Genomic DNA, 13,474 nt, shown 5'->3' on the forward strand with positions numbered 1-13,474 from the left:
TTGACACCATGGTGATGTCACGGTGAATCTGCGCGGACTGGCGTACAGCATTTATGAGCGGCGACTGCTGCGTCATCTCGACGGGCTCGCCCACCCACGGCACGTGGCTGTGATGTGTGACGGCAACAGGCGGTGGGCTCGTGAGAACGGATTTGCCGACGTCAGCCACGGCCACCGCGCCGGTGCGCTCAAGATTTCGGAGCTTCTCGAATGGTGTGAAGCGGCCGGAATCGAGATGGCCACCATCTATCTGCTCTCCACCGAAAACCTGCGTCGCGACCCCGAAGAGTTGGACACCCTTCTCGAAATCATCACTGAGGTCGTCGAAGAAATCTCCGGTCCCACCCGTAACTGGAGTGTGAAGATCGTCGGCGCACTGGATCTGCTTCCATCCGAGCAATCGCGGCGCCTCCGTGAGGCTGCCGACGGGACCAACGGATGCACCGGCACTCATGTCAACATCGCGATCGGATACGGCGGCCGTCAGGAAATCGCCGACGCAGTCCAGTCATTGCTGAGCGAGAAACTGGGCGAAGGCCTCAGTGGTGACGAACTGGTTCAGGCCATCACCGTCGACGGTATCGATGCTCACCTGTATACATCCGGGCAGCCTGATCCCGATCTGGTGATCCGTACGTCAGGCGAACAGCGTCTCTCCGGATTTCTGTTGTGGCAGAGCGCTTATTCGGAAATCTGGTTCACCGAGGCGTACTGGCCGGAGTTCCGTCGAGTCGACTTCCTCCGAGCTCTGCGTGACTACGCCGCGAGGCACCGGCGTTTCGGAGTCTAGAGCTTGCGCAGGCGCAACCGATTGATCGTGTGATCGGAATCCTTGCGCAGCACCAGGGTTGCGCGCGGCCGGGTGGGGAGGATGTTCTCCACCAGGTTCGGATGGTTGATCGAATTCCAGATGTCCTTCGCAGCGATGGTCGCGTCGCGGTCGGACAGCCCTGAGTAGTGATGGAAATGCGCGTTCGGATCGGCGAACGACGTCTTCCTCAGTGCCAGGAATCGTTGGATGTACCAGGCTTCGATGTCCTCGATCCGGGCGTCGACGTAAATCGAGAAGTCGAACAGATCCGAGACCATCAACCGTGGTCCCGTCTGAAGTACGTTGAGGCCCTCGATGATCAGGATGTCCGGCTGACGAATCAGGTGGAACTGGCCGGGAATGACGTCGTACGAAGTATGTGAATAGACCGGGGCCGCTACTTCTTCGGCGCCGGACTTCACTTCGGTGACAAATCGCAGAAGCTTGCGGCGGTCGTAGCTTTCGGGAAAACCTTTGCGGTGCATCATGCCCCGACGGTTCAGTTCCTTGGTCGGGTACAGAAATCCGTCGGTGGTTACCAGGTCGACGCGAGGATGGTGATCCCAACGAGCCAGCAATGCTTGCAGCACACGGGCTGTCGTGGATTTTCCGACGGCAACGGATCCGGCGACTCCGATGACGAAGGGGACCTGTCGATCGGGATGTTTCTCGCCGAGGAACGTCGCGGTGGCCGCGAACAAACGCTGGCGTGCTGCAACTTGGAGGTGGATCAGACGAGCCAAGGGGAGATAGACCTCGGCAACTTCTTCCATGTCGATCTGCTCGCCGAGACCACGGAGGCCGTACAACTCGTCCTCGGTCAGCACCAACGGCGTCGACTTACGGAGGGTGCGCCACTGCTTGCGGTCGAACTCGACGTAGGGGCTTGTTTCGCTGGTACGCGCCATCAGCGCAGCTCGCAGGCGTCGAGAATCGGCAATGTCGATCGAACAGACGACGCGTGTGAGCAAGCCAGGCGCGAAGGCGCACGATCCGAGTGCATACCCGAATTGTGCTTGGTGGCACCGTGAGAGCTTCCGTCGGGTCGGATTCCGGGCGTGGGCGCTAGGCTGGGGCGTTATGGATGCCGACTCGCTCGTACGCCGATATCTGCTGCTGGGACTGGGTTTCGACCGGCTCGAAGAAGGGTTTGTCGATGCTTTCACGGGCGACCCCGCTTTGCGACGGCAAGTGGAGAACGCACCTAAGCCTGATCCGCGTGAACTTGCCAGCACGGCACGCGAACTCCGCGGCGAGTTGCGGCTGGGCGGATTGAACGATGAGCGCGCGCACTTCATCGACGTTCACCTCCGGGCTCTGGAATGCTCGGGGCGCAAGTTCGCGGGTGACGAGATCGGATTTGTCGACGAGGTCGAGGCGTACTTCGACGTGCGGATCAGCAAGGGCAACGAGGACAGCTACAGCGACGCGCATCGGCGGATGAGTGAGGTTCTACCTGGTCCGGGGTCGCTTGCCGAGCGAGTGCAGACGCATCGAAAGGCCGACGAAATTCCAGCGGCCAAACTCGGCGAGTGCGTCGTCGCGATGTCGAGTGCCCTGCGTGATCTGGTTCGCGGCACCTTCCCGTTGCCGGCGTCGGAAACCGTCGAATACGAAGTGGTGGGGGACAAGCCGTGGTCGGGATTCAATTACTACCTCGGTGATTACCGGTCGAAGGTGGCGATCAATTCCGATCTACCGCAATTCATGGCGAACCTGCCGCGGTTGATCGCTCACGAGTCATACCCCGGCCATCACACCGAGCATTGCCGCAAGGAAGCCGGATTGGTGGGCGCCGGCCAGCTCGAGCAGACGCTGTTCCTGGTCAATACTCCGCAGTGTCTGATGGCCGAAGGGCTGGCGGATTTGGCGCTCGAAGCGATAGTCGGACCCGACTGGGGATTGTGGGCGCAGGAGATCTACGCCGATCTGGGGTTGGACTTCGACGGTGAGAAGGCGCAGCGGTTGTCGGCGGCGTCGGGTCAGTTGATCAGCGTTCGTCAGGACGCGGCACTGATGCTTCACGACGAAGGCCGTAGCCACGACGACGTCTCCGCATTCCTGGAGCGATGGTCGTTGTCGACGCCGGAGCGCGCTCGGCAGTCGCTGCGATTCCTGTCGTCGCCGCTGTGGCGGGCGTACACCAGCACCTACGTCGAGGGATATCGATTGCTTGGTGGATGGCTCGATCAGGCGGCCACTGAATCAGACCGCCGTGATCGATTTCGACGTCTACTGGACGAACCGCTGGTGCCCAGTTCGCTACGTTCGGCACCGGGTGGAGATCAGTTGGGCGAGGTTCGTAGACTGGACCCATTCGATTCCGCATCCACCTTGGAGATTCCTCGATGACCGCTGTGCCCGGCTCCGACGTCAACTCTGCATCACTCGCCGAACTGGACCCCGAGGTCGCTGAGGCGATGGCCGGTGAATTGGCTCGTCAGCGCGACACCCTCGAGATGATCGCGTCGGAGAACTTTGTTCCCCGCTCGGTTCTGCAGGCTCAGGGCAGCGTCCTGACCAACAAGTACGCCGAGGGCTACCCGGGACGCCGCTACTACGGTGGTTGCGAGCACGTCGACGTCATCGAAGACCTCGCACGTAACCGCGCGAAGGAACTCTTCGGTGCCGAGTACGCCAACGTGCAGCCTCACTCGGGCGCACAGGCAAACGCTGCCGTCCTGATGGCTCTGATGAACCCGGGCGAGAAGCTCCTCGGCCTCGACCTCGCTCACGGCGGCCACCTCACACACGGCATGAAGCTCAACTTCTCCGGCAAGTTGTACGACTGCTCGTCCTACGGCGTCAGCAAGGACGACCACCGGATCGACATGGACGAGGTGCGCAAGATCGCCCTCGCGGAGAAGCCGAAGGTCATCGTCGCCGGCTGGTCCGCGTACCCGCGTCAGCAGGATTTTGCAGCGTTCCGCGCTATTGCTGACGAGGTCGGCGCTTACCTGTGGGTCGACATGGCGCACTTCGCCGGTCTGGTTGCCGCTGGCCTGCATCCGTCGCCCGTCCCGTACGCCGACGTCGTCTCCTCGACCGTCCACAAGACCCTCGGTGGCCCGCGATCCGGTCTGATCCTGGCGAAGAAGGAATGGGCCAAGAAGCTCAACTCCGCAGTCTTCCCCGGCCAGCAGGGTGGACCGCTCATGCACGCCATCGCCGCCAAGGCTGTCACCTTCAAGATCGCTGCCGGCGAAGAGTTCAAGGACCGTCAGGCACGCACCCTCTCGGGCGCACGCATCCTCGCTGAGCGTCTGGGCAACAAGGACGTCGCAGATCAGGGCATCAGCGTTCTGACCGGCGGCACCGACGTCCACCTCGTTCTCGTGGACCTGCGCAACTCCGCACTCGACGGACAGCAGGGTGAAGACCTTCTGCACGAGGTCGGCATCACCGTCAACCGCAACGCAGTTCCGTTCGATCCGCGCCCGCCGATGACCACCTCCGGTCTGCGTATCGGCACCGCAGCGCTGGCAACTCGCGGATTCGGCGATGCCGAGTTCACCGAGGTAGCCGACATCATCGGTACCGCCCTGGCCGGCAATGCCGACCTGGTTGCACTGCGCGCTCGCGTCGCCAAGCTCGCTCTCGACGTTCCGTTGTACGACGGACTCGAGGACTGGGGCTTGCTCAGTAAGAACGTCTAAACAGTCTCTTCCCGTCGGCCCGGTACCCAGTGTGGTGCCGGGTCGTCGGCGTTCTTGTGGCGCCTACGATGGTCGGATGGCTCAGTCACGGACAGTTGCATTGGCGCTCGGTTCCGGTGGCGCGCGAGGCTACGCCCACATCGGCGTCATTCAGGTACTCGAGGAACGCGGCTATTCGATTGTCGGCGTTGCAGGTTCGTCGATGGGCGCTCTGATCGGAGGTCTGTACGCGGCGGGGAAACTCGACGAGTTCACCGAGTGGGCGACCTCGCTGAAGGCCCGCGATGTTGTTCGATTACTCGACGTCTCCATGTCCGCCCCGGGAGCCATTCACGCCGAGAAGGTACTCGGTCGGGTACGCGAGATCCTGGGTGAGACGTGCATCGAGGACATGCGTATTCCGTTCACCGCCGTTGCCACCGACCTGGCCGCGGGTAGGTCGGTGTGGTTTCAGCACGGGCCCGTCGACGCGGCGATTCGTGCATCCATCGCGATCCCCGGCGTCATCACACCACTGGTTCTCAACGGCCGGGTGTTGGTGGACGGCGGCATCCTCGATCCACTTCCCGTCGCGCCGACGCTGTCAATCCGCGCAGATCTGACTATCGGCGTCAGCCTCGGCGCGGAGGCTCGCGAGAGTCGAACGCCCGCGCGGGTGGGGACGGAACCACGTCCCGTCGACGAGTGGGTAGGCCGATTCAAACGAGGCACCGCGCAGTTTCTCGATCGGGAGACGGTGAAGTCCGTGGTGTCTCGATTCGGTGGTCACTCGACGGGTATCGGCCTGGACGAGGTTGGTTTGGACGAGGTTGGTCCTGATATCGCTCCGAAGATCGGACGATTGGAGATCATGGGTCGATCACTCGAAGTTGTGCAGTCCGCACTCGCCCGGTACCAGCTCGCCGTGTATCCACCGGACGTGCTGATTCAGGTACCACGCAAATCGGCTCGAAGTCTCGACTTTGCGCGGGCCACCGAGATGATCGCGATCGGCCGGGCTTTGACCGAATCTGCGCTCGACGCCGAGGATTTCTGATGTCTCGCCCCGATGAATCACACGAGTGGCATTTTGTTACCTGGCGTTCACTCGAAAGGTGGCCAATTTCGTAGCGCGATAGAGAGAACCGAAGTACCGTCGGCAGTATCGAGTAGCGCAGAAGTTACTTGTGCGGGAGGTTCTGATCGTGACTGAAACACTCAGTGCGAGAGGGCCGGCGCCCGGCCCTTGTTTCAGCTGACACTTGCGTCAGCTGACACCAGAGTCGTCCGGCCCAGCGAGTTGAGTTTGCGCGGGTGCCGCGCAGGCCAAGGAGCCCAACGTGACTGCATCACGCTCTGTCTCTAACCAGAATCACTCGGGAGATGCACTTCGCACCTATGTACTGGATACGTCGGTACTCTTGTCGGATCCATGGGCTGTCACACGATTCGCCGAGCACAACGTGATCCTTCCCCTGGTTGTGGTCAGTGAACTCGAAGGCAAAAGACATCATCCCGAACTGGGATGGTTTGCCCGAGAAGCACTTCGCATGCTCGACGATCTGCGCATCGAGTACGGCCGCCTCGACAGGCCGGTTCCGATCGGCACCGAGAACGGCACCTTGCAGGTAGAACTCAATCACACTGATCCCGCGGTCCTTCCTGTCGGATTCCGTACGGACAGTAACGATTCGAGAATTCTTGCCTGCGCCCTCAACCTTGCGGCCGAAGGCAAGGATGTAGTTCTTGTCAGCAAGGACACTCCACTGCGAGTCAAGGCTGGTGCGGTAGGACTTCCGGCCGACGAATACCACGCTCACGACGTCGTACCTTCCGGATGGACGGGCATGACGGAAATGGGTGTGGCGTCGACGGATATCGACGAACTGTTCAGTGAAGGCTTCCTGGACCTCGACGAATCGCGAGACCTACCGTGTCACACCGGGGTTCGTCTACTGGGTGGTTCGTCGAGCGCGCTGGGTCGGGTCACCCCGGACAAACAGATTCAGCTGGTTCGCGGTGACCGTGAAGCCTTCGGTCTGCACGGGCGGAGTGCGGAACAGCGCATTGCGCTCGAAATCTTGATGGACGAAAGCATCGGAATCGTCTCTCTCGGAGGCAAAGCGGGCACCGGTAAGTCGGCATTGGCGTTGATGGCGGGCCTCGAAGCAGTGCTCGAGCGGCGCAGTCAACGCAAGGTCGTTGTCTTCCGGCCACTGTATGCCGTTGGCGGACAAGAACTCGGCTACCTTCCGGGTAGTGAGAGCGAGAAGATGGGCCCGTGGGCTCAGGCAGTTTTCGACACGCTCGACGGCTTGGCGTCACCGGAGGTGCTCGAGGAGGTCCTGGCCCGTGGAATGCTGGAAGTCCTGCCGCTCACGCACATTCGTGGACGATCGCTCCACGATTCATTCGTGATTGTCGACGAGGCGCAGTCGCTGGAACGGAATGTATTGTTGACGGTACTTTCTCGGCTGGGAAAGGGATCTCGCGTCGTACTGACGCACGATGTCGCGCAGCGCGACAACCTGCGGGTGGGTCGACACGACGGCGTTGCAGCAGTGATCGAAAAGCTCAAGGGCCATCCGCTTTTTGCGCACATCACTCTCACTCGCAGTGAGCGTTCACCCATTGCCGAGTTGGTGACCGAGATGCTGGAGGAGTTCGGTCCCACTCCGTAAAGCAATTCTCCCCGTGCGACTTTCGTGTCGCACGGGGAGAATGCTACGCCTCGAGAGGTCCGAGTTCCGTGTTCAGCACTTCCTGAACCACCCGCATCGCGGCAAGTCCGGCCGGCGCTCCGCAGTATGCGCTGGCGTGGATGACGGTTTCCACGATTTCGGTGCGAGTCAAGCCGTTTCGCAGTGCTCCGCGTACGTGGCCCTTGAGTTCGTTCTCCGCGCGCAATGCAATGAGCATGCCCAGATTGATCAAGCTGCGGCTGCGACGGTCCAAGCCGGGGCGCGTCCACACCGATCCCCACACATTGGCGGTGACGAAGTTCTGCAGTTCTTCGCTGTCGGTTCCGCGGGTGCGATCGAACGCTGCGTCGACAAAATCGGCGCCCATCACTTCGGTTCGCACAGCCAATCCGGCGTCGAAGGAGTCAGGTGTGTTGTTCTCGGTCATCGCAGATTGCTCTCTTCCGGCAGGTATTTTCAGGCCGGAGCCAGCCTACTGCGAGCGCCGCTACCGACAACCGCCTGTCCGATTGCGGTCAGCACACCCCACAGGAAGTCCCGCAGACTGAAGTAATCGCGCCACACCGCGATCTTGCCGTCACGCAATTCGAAAGTTCCACACACCCAGAACTCGATGCGCAGAGGACCCACGATAATGGTGTCAGTGCGTTCCGTCAGGACGGTCAGGTGGTCGCCGACGATGTTGTGCATGTCGGCCTCGAACCTCAGCGACGGTTTTGTGACAAGGCGAAGGGCTCGTGTCACCACCTTCTTGCCGCGCAACGTGGGCAGCGAGACGTTTTGCCAGACGATGTCGTCTGTCATCAGTTCTGCGGCACCGTCCACATCGAAATCGGTGAGGGCACGGAACATCTTTCGGACTGTTGTGACCGAATCAGTATTCATCGCGGTCCGTTCATTTTGAGTGTTGTTTAATACACTCGCCAAGAGCGACCGGATTACCCCGGCCACGTTCACCACCATGTGGTGTTCCCGCAACAATACCGTCAGCCCGCGCAGTGGCAGGTCTTACGTTTGGTTTCTGTCGGGCATCTTTATCAACGTCTCGTCCGCAACTCGCCGAAGACGCACCACCCGTGGCCGCTGCTGCGAGGGCAGCGAGGTTCAGAGCAGCATTGTGATCACGATCCGCGCGGAAACCGCACGCATCGCAGGTGAACACCCGAACGTTCAACGGCAGTTTGGCTTTCACTACCGAACAGTTCGAGCAGGTCTTACTCGACGGATACCACCGATCCGCCACCACCAGAGAAGTGCCGGCCCAACCAGTTTTGTAGGTGACCTGCCGCCGAATCTCCCCGAACGCCGCATCATGCAACGCCCGATTCAACCCCTTCTTGTAGACGCCACCCGACCTTGTCATTGCGGCGACATTCAAATCTTCGACAACGACGGTGTCGAACTCCTCGACCAGTCGGGTGGTCAGCTTGTGAAGATAATCGCGGCGAGCATTCGCGATCCGGGTGTGCATGCGCCGAAACTTGACTTGGGTGCGTCGCCACCGCTTCGACGGTTCCTGGTCGGTACGCCGATCGGGGCCCGTACGCCGGGACGCTTGGCGTTGCAGGCGACGTAGCGTTTTCGCTTGTTTGCGTGCATGTTTCGGGTTTTCGATCATCTCCCCGGTGGAGAGGACCGCAAGATGTTTGACACCGACATCGACACCCACTGCAGACCCTCGTCCGGCGCCGGCGCCGGCGCCGGCGCCGGCGCCGGCGCCGGTGGCTGTGCCTGTGGCGCTGGCGCTGGCGCTGGAATCAACTCTCGGGAGTGCCCGCGCCGGGATGGTGATTTCCACGGAGAACGACACCTGCCACCGGCCGCGCCGAAGCGAGACGGTCGCCGACCGAATACGGGCTGTTCCCGCTGCGGTTTTGCGGGCCAGTTTACGGGTCGACTCCGCAGTCTTGACGACCCCGATCCGAGGTAACTGAACATGGCGCCGATCACCACCACCGGTGACCAACCCGAAAGCACCCGTGGTGAACCGGCACGACAGCGCAGCATGCACTCTCTTGAACCTCGGGAAGCCCATCGTCCCTGTGCGTTTCCCGGTCCGGGCATCGGACCAGTTCGACAACGCCGCAGCGCAGTTCGTGATGCCACTGCTGTAGGACTCTTTCGAATTCTCCGGCCACCACGGCAGCCCACTGTCACGGTTGACTGCGACCGTGTTCTTGACGATGTTCCACTGTTTGCGCAGGCTGTATGCCGACCACGAGATCGACGGAGTCAACTCCGAATCGGGGATGTCGTACGAGCGTTCAGCGGCCCGCTGATCGAGGTTCACTTTCACCTGATCGAGTGCCCAGTTGTAGGCGTACCGCTGCGCCCCGCAGTGCGAGCGCAGCATCTCGACCTGCTTGGGGGTGGGATCGAGGACGTACACGAACGCCCGGATCACCGTCCGATCCGACGGTGGGTCGGCGATTTCGGCAGATGGTGTCGCATCAAAGCCGATGTCCTGCATCAGATCGTCAACTCCCCCCAGAGCCAGTGAAGTGTCGGTCATCGCCCGACACCAGAAAAGATACAACGACGCACCGACAAGAACTGTTCGGCGCATTCGCACCCGACCCGGATTGCCGTCGCAGGCACCCGCTGACGCGTCGCCGCACGGATCCGAGCCAGTACTGTCCGACACATTCTGGCCGTTCCGTGCTGCTTAATCCTTGACTGTCAACTACCTGGAACTGCACTGAACAACACGAAACAATCCTAATTGACGAACGGTTGCAACCCCTTCACGAACTCTTGACGAAGGTACCCAAACCGTCGTGGTCGAAGTACTCCAAGGTTAACGAGTTTCCGTCGAAAACGGCTTTGGAAACTGTTCCGATCGGCGCATTCTCGCTCTCGGGCCGGAACGTGAAGGTATTGCCGTCCCACTGCGTCAGCGGGTAGGTGACGTCGGCTGGGCCCAGCGTTAGTGTCAGCGCGCCGTTCGCCTCGGTTATTTTCGCGGGACCCCAATACGAGTTGTCGTACGTGCCCGTCAAGTCCGAGAGTGGTGCCGACGGACCCGCGTTGGCGGGCGGGCTCTGTCCGGCAAGCTCACCTTCCGGGTTCATCTGAGCGGAGAGCATCGCCTTGTACGGAGTGCGCCAATCCCGGGTGATCTTGCCGTATTCGACGAGGTCCGCGAATTCGGCGTTGAGTGCCTCGGGAACTCCCGTCGGGCTGCCGTTGGTCAGCGTCACGATCCCGACGTCGGCCGACGGAATCATCAGCACATTGGTAGCAGCACCCAGAATGAACGCTCCCGAATGACTCAGCCGCACACGGCCGGACGGACTGTCGGACACGTTGAATCCGTATCCGTAGAAACCTGCTCGCTCACCGAGTGTTGCCGGGTGATGCGAGATGACCTCCGGGCTCACAGCGGGAACCAAGGCGTCGGTCTCGACGATCTGTTTGCCGTTGTACTCACCGCCGCCGAGGACCATGTCCATCCATTTGGCCATGTCGTTCACAGACGAACTCACGCCGCCGGCCGGAGACTGGGCGTCAGGCTGTCGCACGACGCCGGACGTGTATTTGCCGTCGTAGAATTGATGGCCGACGGCGCGATTCTCCCGCGCTTGGTAGTCGGCAAACGTCGACGAGGTCGACGTCATGCCCAAGGGGCCGTAGATAGTGTTCTGAGACAGCGCTTCCCAACTCGTTCCAGCTGCGGCGGCGACGGCTTCGGCACCCGTGGTTACCCCGAAGTTCGTGTACTCGTATGTGATCCGGAACGGGTTGAGAGGGAGCTGTCGAAGCTTGTCGAGGACCTGAGTTCGGTCGAAGCCGATGTCCTCGAGCGCGTCACCGGCGTGGTCGGGTAATCCGGACCGATGAGAATAGAGATCGGAAATCTCGAGGTGATCAGTTACCCAGGGATCGCTGAGGGCAAAGTTCGGCAGCTCGGACTTCACCAATGTTTCCCAGCCAACCGTTCCGACACCGACTTCGTGCGCGACAACCGTGGCGCCGACAGGCTTGGACAGTGACGCGAGCTGGAACACCGTATCGGCGTCGACGGCAGCGTCTTTGCCTTGCTCTCGCACACCGAATCCTTTGGCATAGACGGTCTTGCCACCATGAACGACGGCGATTGCCATGCCCGGCACTCCGGAACTGTCCATGAGTTCTTGGGCCAGCCCGTCCAGTTTTCCGACGGCAGCATCGATCTGCCCATCCGGGATGGGCACACCGATGTCGAGGCCGGGGGTGGAATCACTGACGACAGGGCCGGTGGAACTGGTGTTGTTGCTGGAATCATCTGACGCGCATCCCGTGACCAGGGCGAATGTGAGGACTACGGGAATGCTCAGTGCAAAGGCGCGAGTCGAGTTTCTGCGGGCTCTGGACATGAGCGGCTCCCTGGTCGGGCAATCATCGAGATTATTCGGTTTGTCCATTATCGATGAAATTGGGGACCTAATTCCGGTGAATGTGTAAATGCGCCGAATATCGATCCGTACGTGGTTACGTTGGAGCCAGGACTGCCGACATCATCCGGCCGTTGTCATGAAGGGAGACGAGGAAGATTGATGGATATCGAATCGGGTGAAGGATCGAGTGGGTACCTCTACAGCATCAGTGATTCCGGTGATCTCTACCGCGGCCGGAAACTGAGCGGCGGCGGTACCGCGATCGAGGCGTATCTGGAGCAGTCGGATACGTGGGTGGCGAGTCCCGAGGATTACATCTCTCGTTCCTTCCGCTCGGGAGAATTCGAGCGCATTTCGCAGGATGAGGCCGAGTCGATTATCGACGAAGCGCGTGAAGCCCGGAGCCAGTGGTCAGCTGAGAGTTGATGGCCGACGGCCAGCCGATAGACGTGTAGCCAGGTCGCGTTCTCAGTCCTTGACCTTCGCCATCGCGAGGACATCGAGGCGCTTGTCGAGTTCCTTCTCGCTGAGCTTGTCCGGAACCAGTCCGCGTTCGATGACGACCTGACGGATCGTCTTCTTCTCCTTCAATGCTTGTTTCGCAACGGAGGCAGCTTCCTCGTAGCCGATCGCCGAATTCAACGGGGTCACGATCGACGGCGAGGATTCGGCAAGTGTCTTGAGATGCTCTTCGTGGGCAACCAGTCCGCTGACGCACTTGTCCGCGAACAACCGAGAAACGTTGGCCAGCAACATGAACGACTCGAGCAGGTTGCGCGCCATCATTGGAATGTAGACGTTGAGTTCGAACGCGCCGGCTGCGCCGCCCCAGACGATGGCCGCGTCGTTTCCGATCACTTGAGCCGCAACCTGGGTAACAGCCTCCGGCAGAACGGGATTGACCTTGCCGGGCATGATCGAGCTACCGGGTTGAAGGTCCGGCAATGCCAGTTCGCCGAGTCCGGTCAGTGGTCCCGAGCCCATCCAGCGAATGTCGTTGGCTATCTTCGTGAGTGAGACGGCGATGGTGCGCAGTGCTCCCGACGCTTCTACAAGTCCGTCGCGGGCGGCCTGAGCCTCGAAGCTGTTCTTGGCCGGAACCAAAGCGTCGACGCCAGTTGACTTGACCAGCTCGGCAACAACTTTGGGTCCGAATCCGTCCGGCGCGTTCAATCCCGTACCCACGGCGGTTCCGCCGATCGGTAGTTCGCCGAGGCGGGGGAGTGTGGCCTTGATTCGTTCGATGCCAGCTTCGATCTGGCGTGCGTAACCGCCGAACTCCTGGCCGAGTGTCACCGGAACCGCGTCCATCAGGTGGGTACGCCCGGACTTGACCACCGTTTTCCATTCGGCGGACTTGGCGGCGAGAGCAGCATGCAGATGTTCCAGTGCCGGAACAAGATCCGTGACTACGGCTACCGTCGCCGCGACGTGTGTGGCCGTCGGGAAAGTGTCGTTGGATGACTGAGACATGTTGACATGATCGTTCGGATGTACGTCCACGTCGTTGGCCTGAGCGATCGACGCGATGACCTCGTTGGCGTTCATGTTGGAACTGGTGCCCGAGCCGGTCTGAAAGACGTCGATGGGAAACTGATCGTCGTGCTTGCCGTCGGCAATCTCATTGGCTGCCGAGATGATGGCATCGGCTTTGTCCGCGTCGAGAAGGCCGAGATCCTTGTTGACCTGAGCGCAAGCGGCTTTGAGAAGTCCCATGGCGCGAATTTGAGTGCGCTCGAGAGGTCTGCCGCTGATCGGGAAGTTTTCGACTGCGCGCTGAGTTTGCGCTCGCCACAGTGCATTGATGGGCACTCGAACTTCACCCATGGTGTCGTGTTCGATTCGGAACTGCTGCTCGCTGCTGTCCGTCATGACTCCAGATTAGGGGCCTTCGGCCCCCGTGCGCACTTTTGGTAGCGGGAACAACCAAAAGTGCGCACCGGGCGAAGC

General features: G+C 61.0%; 12 protein-coding genes. 6 read left to right on the top strand and 6 right to left on the bottom strand.

Annotation, left to right across the window (positions count from 1 at the left end):
* Nucleotides 1–22 precede the first annotated feature (22 nt).
* Nucleotides 23–790 carry an isoprenyl transferase gene (locus MTX36_RS11960; protein ID WP_308198220.1) on the top strand — a complete coding sequence of 256 codons (768 nt, stop codon included), beginning with the start codon at nt 23–25 and terminating at the stop codon, nt 788–790.
* Here the strand turns inward: MTX36_RS11960 and coaA are convergent.
* Nucleotides 787–1,719 carry a type I pantothenate kinase gene (coaA, locus tag MTX36_RS11965; protein ID WP_243619957.1) on the bottom strand — a complete coding sequence of 311 codons (933 nt, stop codon included), beginning with the start codon at nt 1,717–1,719 and terminating at the stop codon, nt 787–789. The two genes, MTX36_RS11960 and coaA, sit on opposite strands and share 4 nt — an antisense overlap.
* A 172-nt stretch (nt 1,720–1,891) precedes the next feature.
* On the opposite strand from coaA, the gene MTX36_RS11970 reads away from it, so the two are divergent.
* The 4 genes from MTX36_RS11970 (at nt 1,892) to MTX36_RS11985 (ending at nt 7,127) form a co-directional block, all read left to right on the top strand.
* Nucleotides 1,892–3,163, top strand: a complete 1,272-nt coding sequence (locus MTX36_RS11970) for a DUF885 domain-containing protein (protein WP_243620007.1) — start codon at nt 1,892–1,894, stop codon at nt 3,161–3,163.
* The gene (gene glyA / locus MTX36_RS11975; RefSeq protein WP_243619958.1) at nt 3,160–4,467 is read left to right on the top strand and encodes a serine hydroxymethyltransferase; all 1,308 of its coding nucleotides are present in this window, start codon (nt 3,160–3,162) and stop codon (nt 4,465–4,467) included. The genes MTX36_RS11970 and glyA overlap by 4 nt, the downstream gene beginning before the upstream one ends.
* A 76-nt stretch (nt 4,468–4,543) precedes the next feature.
* Nucleotides 4,544–5,503 (top strand): patatin-like phospholipase family protein, encoded by a 960-nt coding sequence (locus tag MTX36_RS11980; protein WP_243619960.1) that lies wholly within the window; start codon nt 4,544–4,546, stop codon nt 5,501–5,503.
* A gap of 283 nt (nt 5,504–5,786) precedes the next feature.
* The gene (locus MTX36_RS11985; protein WP_243619961.1) at nt 5,787–7,127 is read left to right on the top strand and encodes a PhoH family protein; all 1,341 of its coding nucleotides are present in this window, start codon (nt 5,787–5,789) and stop codon (nt 7,125–7,127) included.
* 43 nt (nt 7,128–7,170) lie between these two features.
* On the opposite strand, the gene MTX36_RS11990 is transcribed toward MTX36_RS11985, so the two are convergent.
* From MTX36_RS11990 to MTX36_RS12005, 4 genes are all read right to left on the bottom strand, one after another.
* Nucleotides 7,171–7,575 carry a carboxymuconolactone decarboxylase family protein gene (locus tag MTX36_RS11990; protein WP_094274324.1) on the bottom strand — a complete coding sequence of 135 codons (405 nt, stop codon included), beginning with the start codon at nt 7,573–7,575 and terminating at the stop codon, nt 7,171–7,173.
* A gap of 29 nt (nt 7,576–7,604) precedes the next feature.
* A complete protein-coding gene (locus MTX36_RS11995) occupies nt 7,605–8,033 on the bottom strand; it encodes a limonene-1,2-epoxide hydrolase family protein (RefSeq protein ID WP_279394510.1) in 429 nt (142 codons plus the stop codon).
* Between the two features lie 10 nt (nt 8,034–8,043).
* On the bottom strand, nt 8,044–9,660 hold the full coding sequence (locus MTX36_RS12000) for a transposase (RefSeq protein ID WP_243619962.1): 1,617 nt from the start codon (nt 9,658–9,660) through the stop codon (nt 8,044–8,046).
* A gap of 232 nt (nt 9,661–9,892) precedes the next feature.
* The gene (locus tag MTX36_RS12005) at nt 9,893–11,503 is read right to left on the bottom strand and encodes a serine hydrolase (protein WP_243619963.1); all 1,611 of its coding nucleotides are present in this window, start codon (nt 11,501–11,503) and stop codon (nt 9,893–9,895) included.
* A gap of 180 nt (nt 11,504–11,683) precedes the next feature.
* Here MTX36_RS12005 and MTX36_RS12010 point away from each other — a divergent pair, with 180 nt between their 5' ends.
* Nucleotides 11,684–11,950, top strand: a complete 267-nt coding sequence (locus MTX36_RS12010) for a hypothetical protein (protein WP_243619964.1) — start codon at nt 11,684–11,686, stop codon at nt 11,948–11,950.
* Between the two features lie 42 nt (nt 11,951–11,992).
* Here MTX36_RS12010 and MTX36_RS12015 read toward each other — a convergent pair whose 3' ends face one another.
* Nucleotides 11,993–13,396 (bottom strand): class II fumarate hydratase, encoded by a 1,404-nt coding sequence (locus MTX36_RS12015; RefSeq protein WP_243619965.1) that lies wholly within the window; start codon nt 13,394–13,396, stop codon nt 11,993–11,995.
* Nucleotides 13,397–13,474: the final 78 nt, after the last annotated feature.

Origin of the sequence: Rhodococcus sp. ARC_M6, assembly GCF_022810305.1 — a bacterium.
Classification (GTDB): domain Bacteria; phylum Actinomycetota; class Actinomycetes; order Mycobacteriales; family Mycobacteriaceae; genus Rhodococcus_F.

Coding starts and splice junctions, on each gene's coding strand:
- MTX36_RS11970 (WP_243620007.1), top strand. CDS start 1,892: ATGGATGCCGACTCGCTCGTACGCCGATATCTGCTGCTGGGACTGGGT.
- coaA (WP_243619957.1), bottom strand. CDS start 1,719: ATGGCGCGTACCAGCGAAACAAGCCCCTACGTCGAGTTCGACCGCAAG.
- MTX36_RS11995 (WP_279394510.1), bottom strand. CDS start 8,033: ATGAATACTGATTCGGTCACAACAGTCCGAAAGATGTTCCGTGCCCTC.
- glyA (WP_243619958.1), top strand. CDS start 3,160: ATGACCGCTGTGCCCGGCTCCGACGTCAACTCTGCATCACTCGCCGAA.
- MTX36_RS12005 (WP_243619963.1), bottom strand. CDS start 11,503: ATGTCCAGAGCCCGCAGAAACTCGACTCGCGCCTTTGCACTGAGCATT.
- MTX36_RS11990 (WP_094274324.1), bottom strand. CDS start 7,575: ATGACCGAGAACAACACACCTGACTCCTTCGACGCCGGATTGGCTGTG.
- MTX36_RS11980 (WP_243619960.1), top strand. CDS start 4,544: ATGGCTCAGTCACGGACAGTTGCATTGGCGCTCGGTTCCGGTGGCGCG.
- MTX36_RS12015 (WP_243619965.1), bottom strand. CDS start 13,396: ATGACGGACAGCAGCGAGCAGCAGTTCCGAATCGAACACGACACCATG.
- MTX36_RS12010 (WP_243619964.1), top strand. CDS start 11,684: ATGGATATCGAATCGGGTGAAGGATCGAGTGGGTACCTCTACAGCATC.
- MTX36_RS12000 (WP_243619962.1), bottom strand. CDS start 9,660: ATGACCGACACTTCACTGGCTCTGGGGGGAGTTGACGATCTGATGCAG.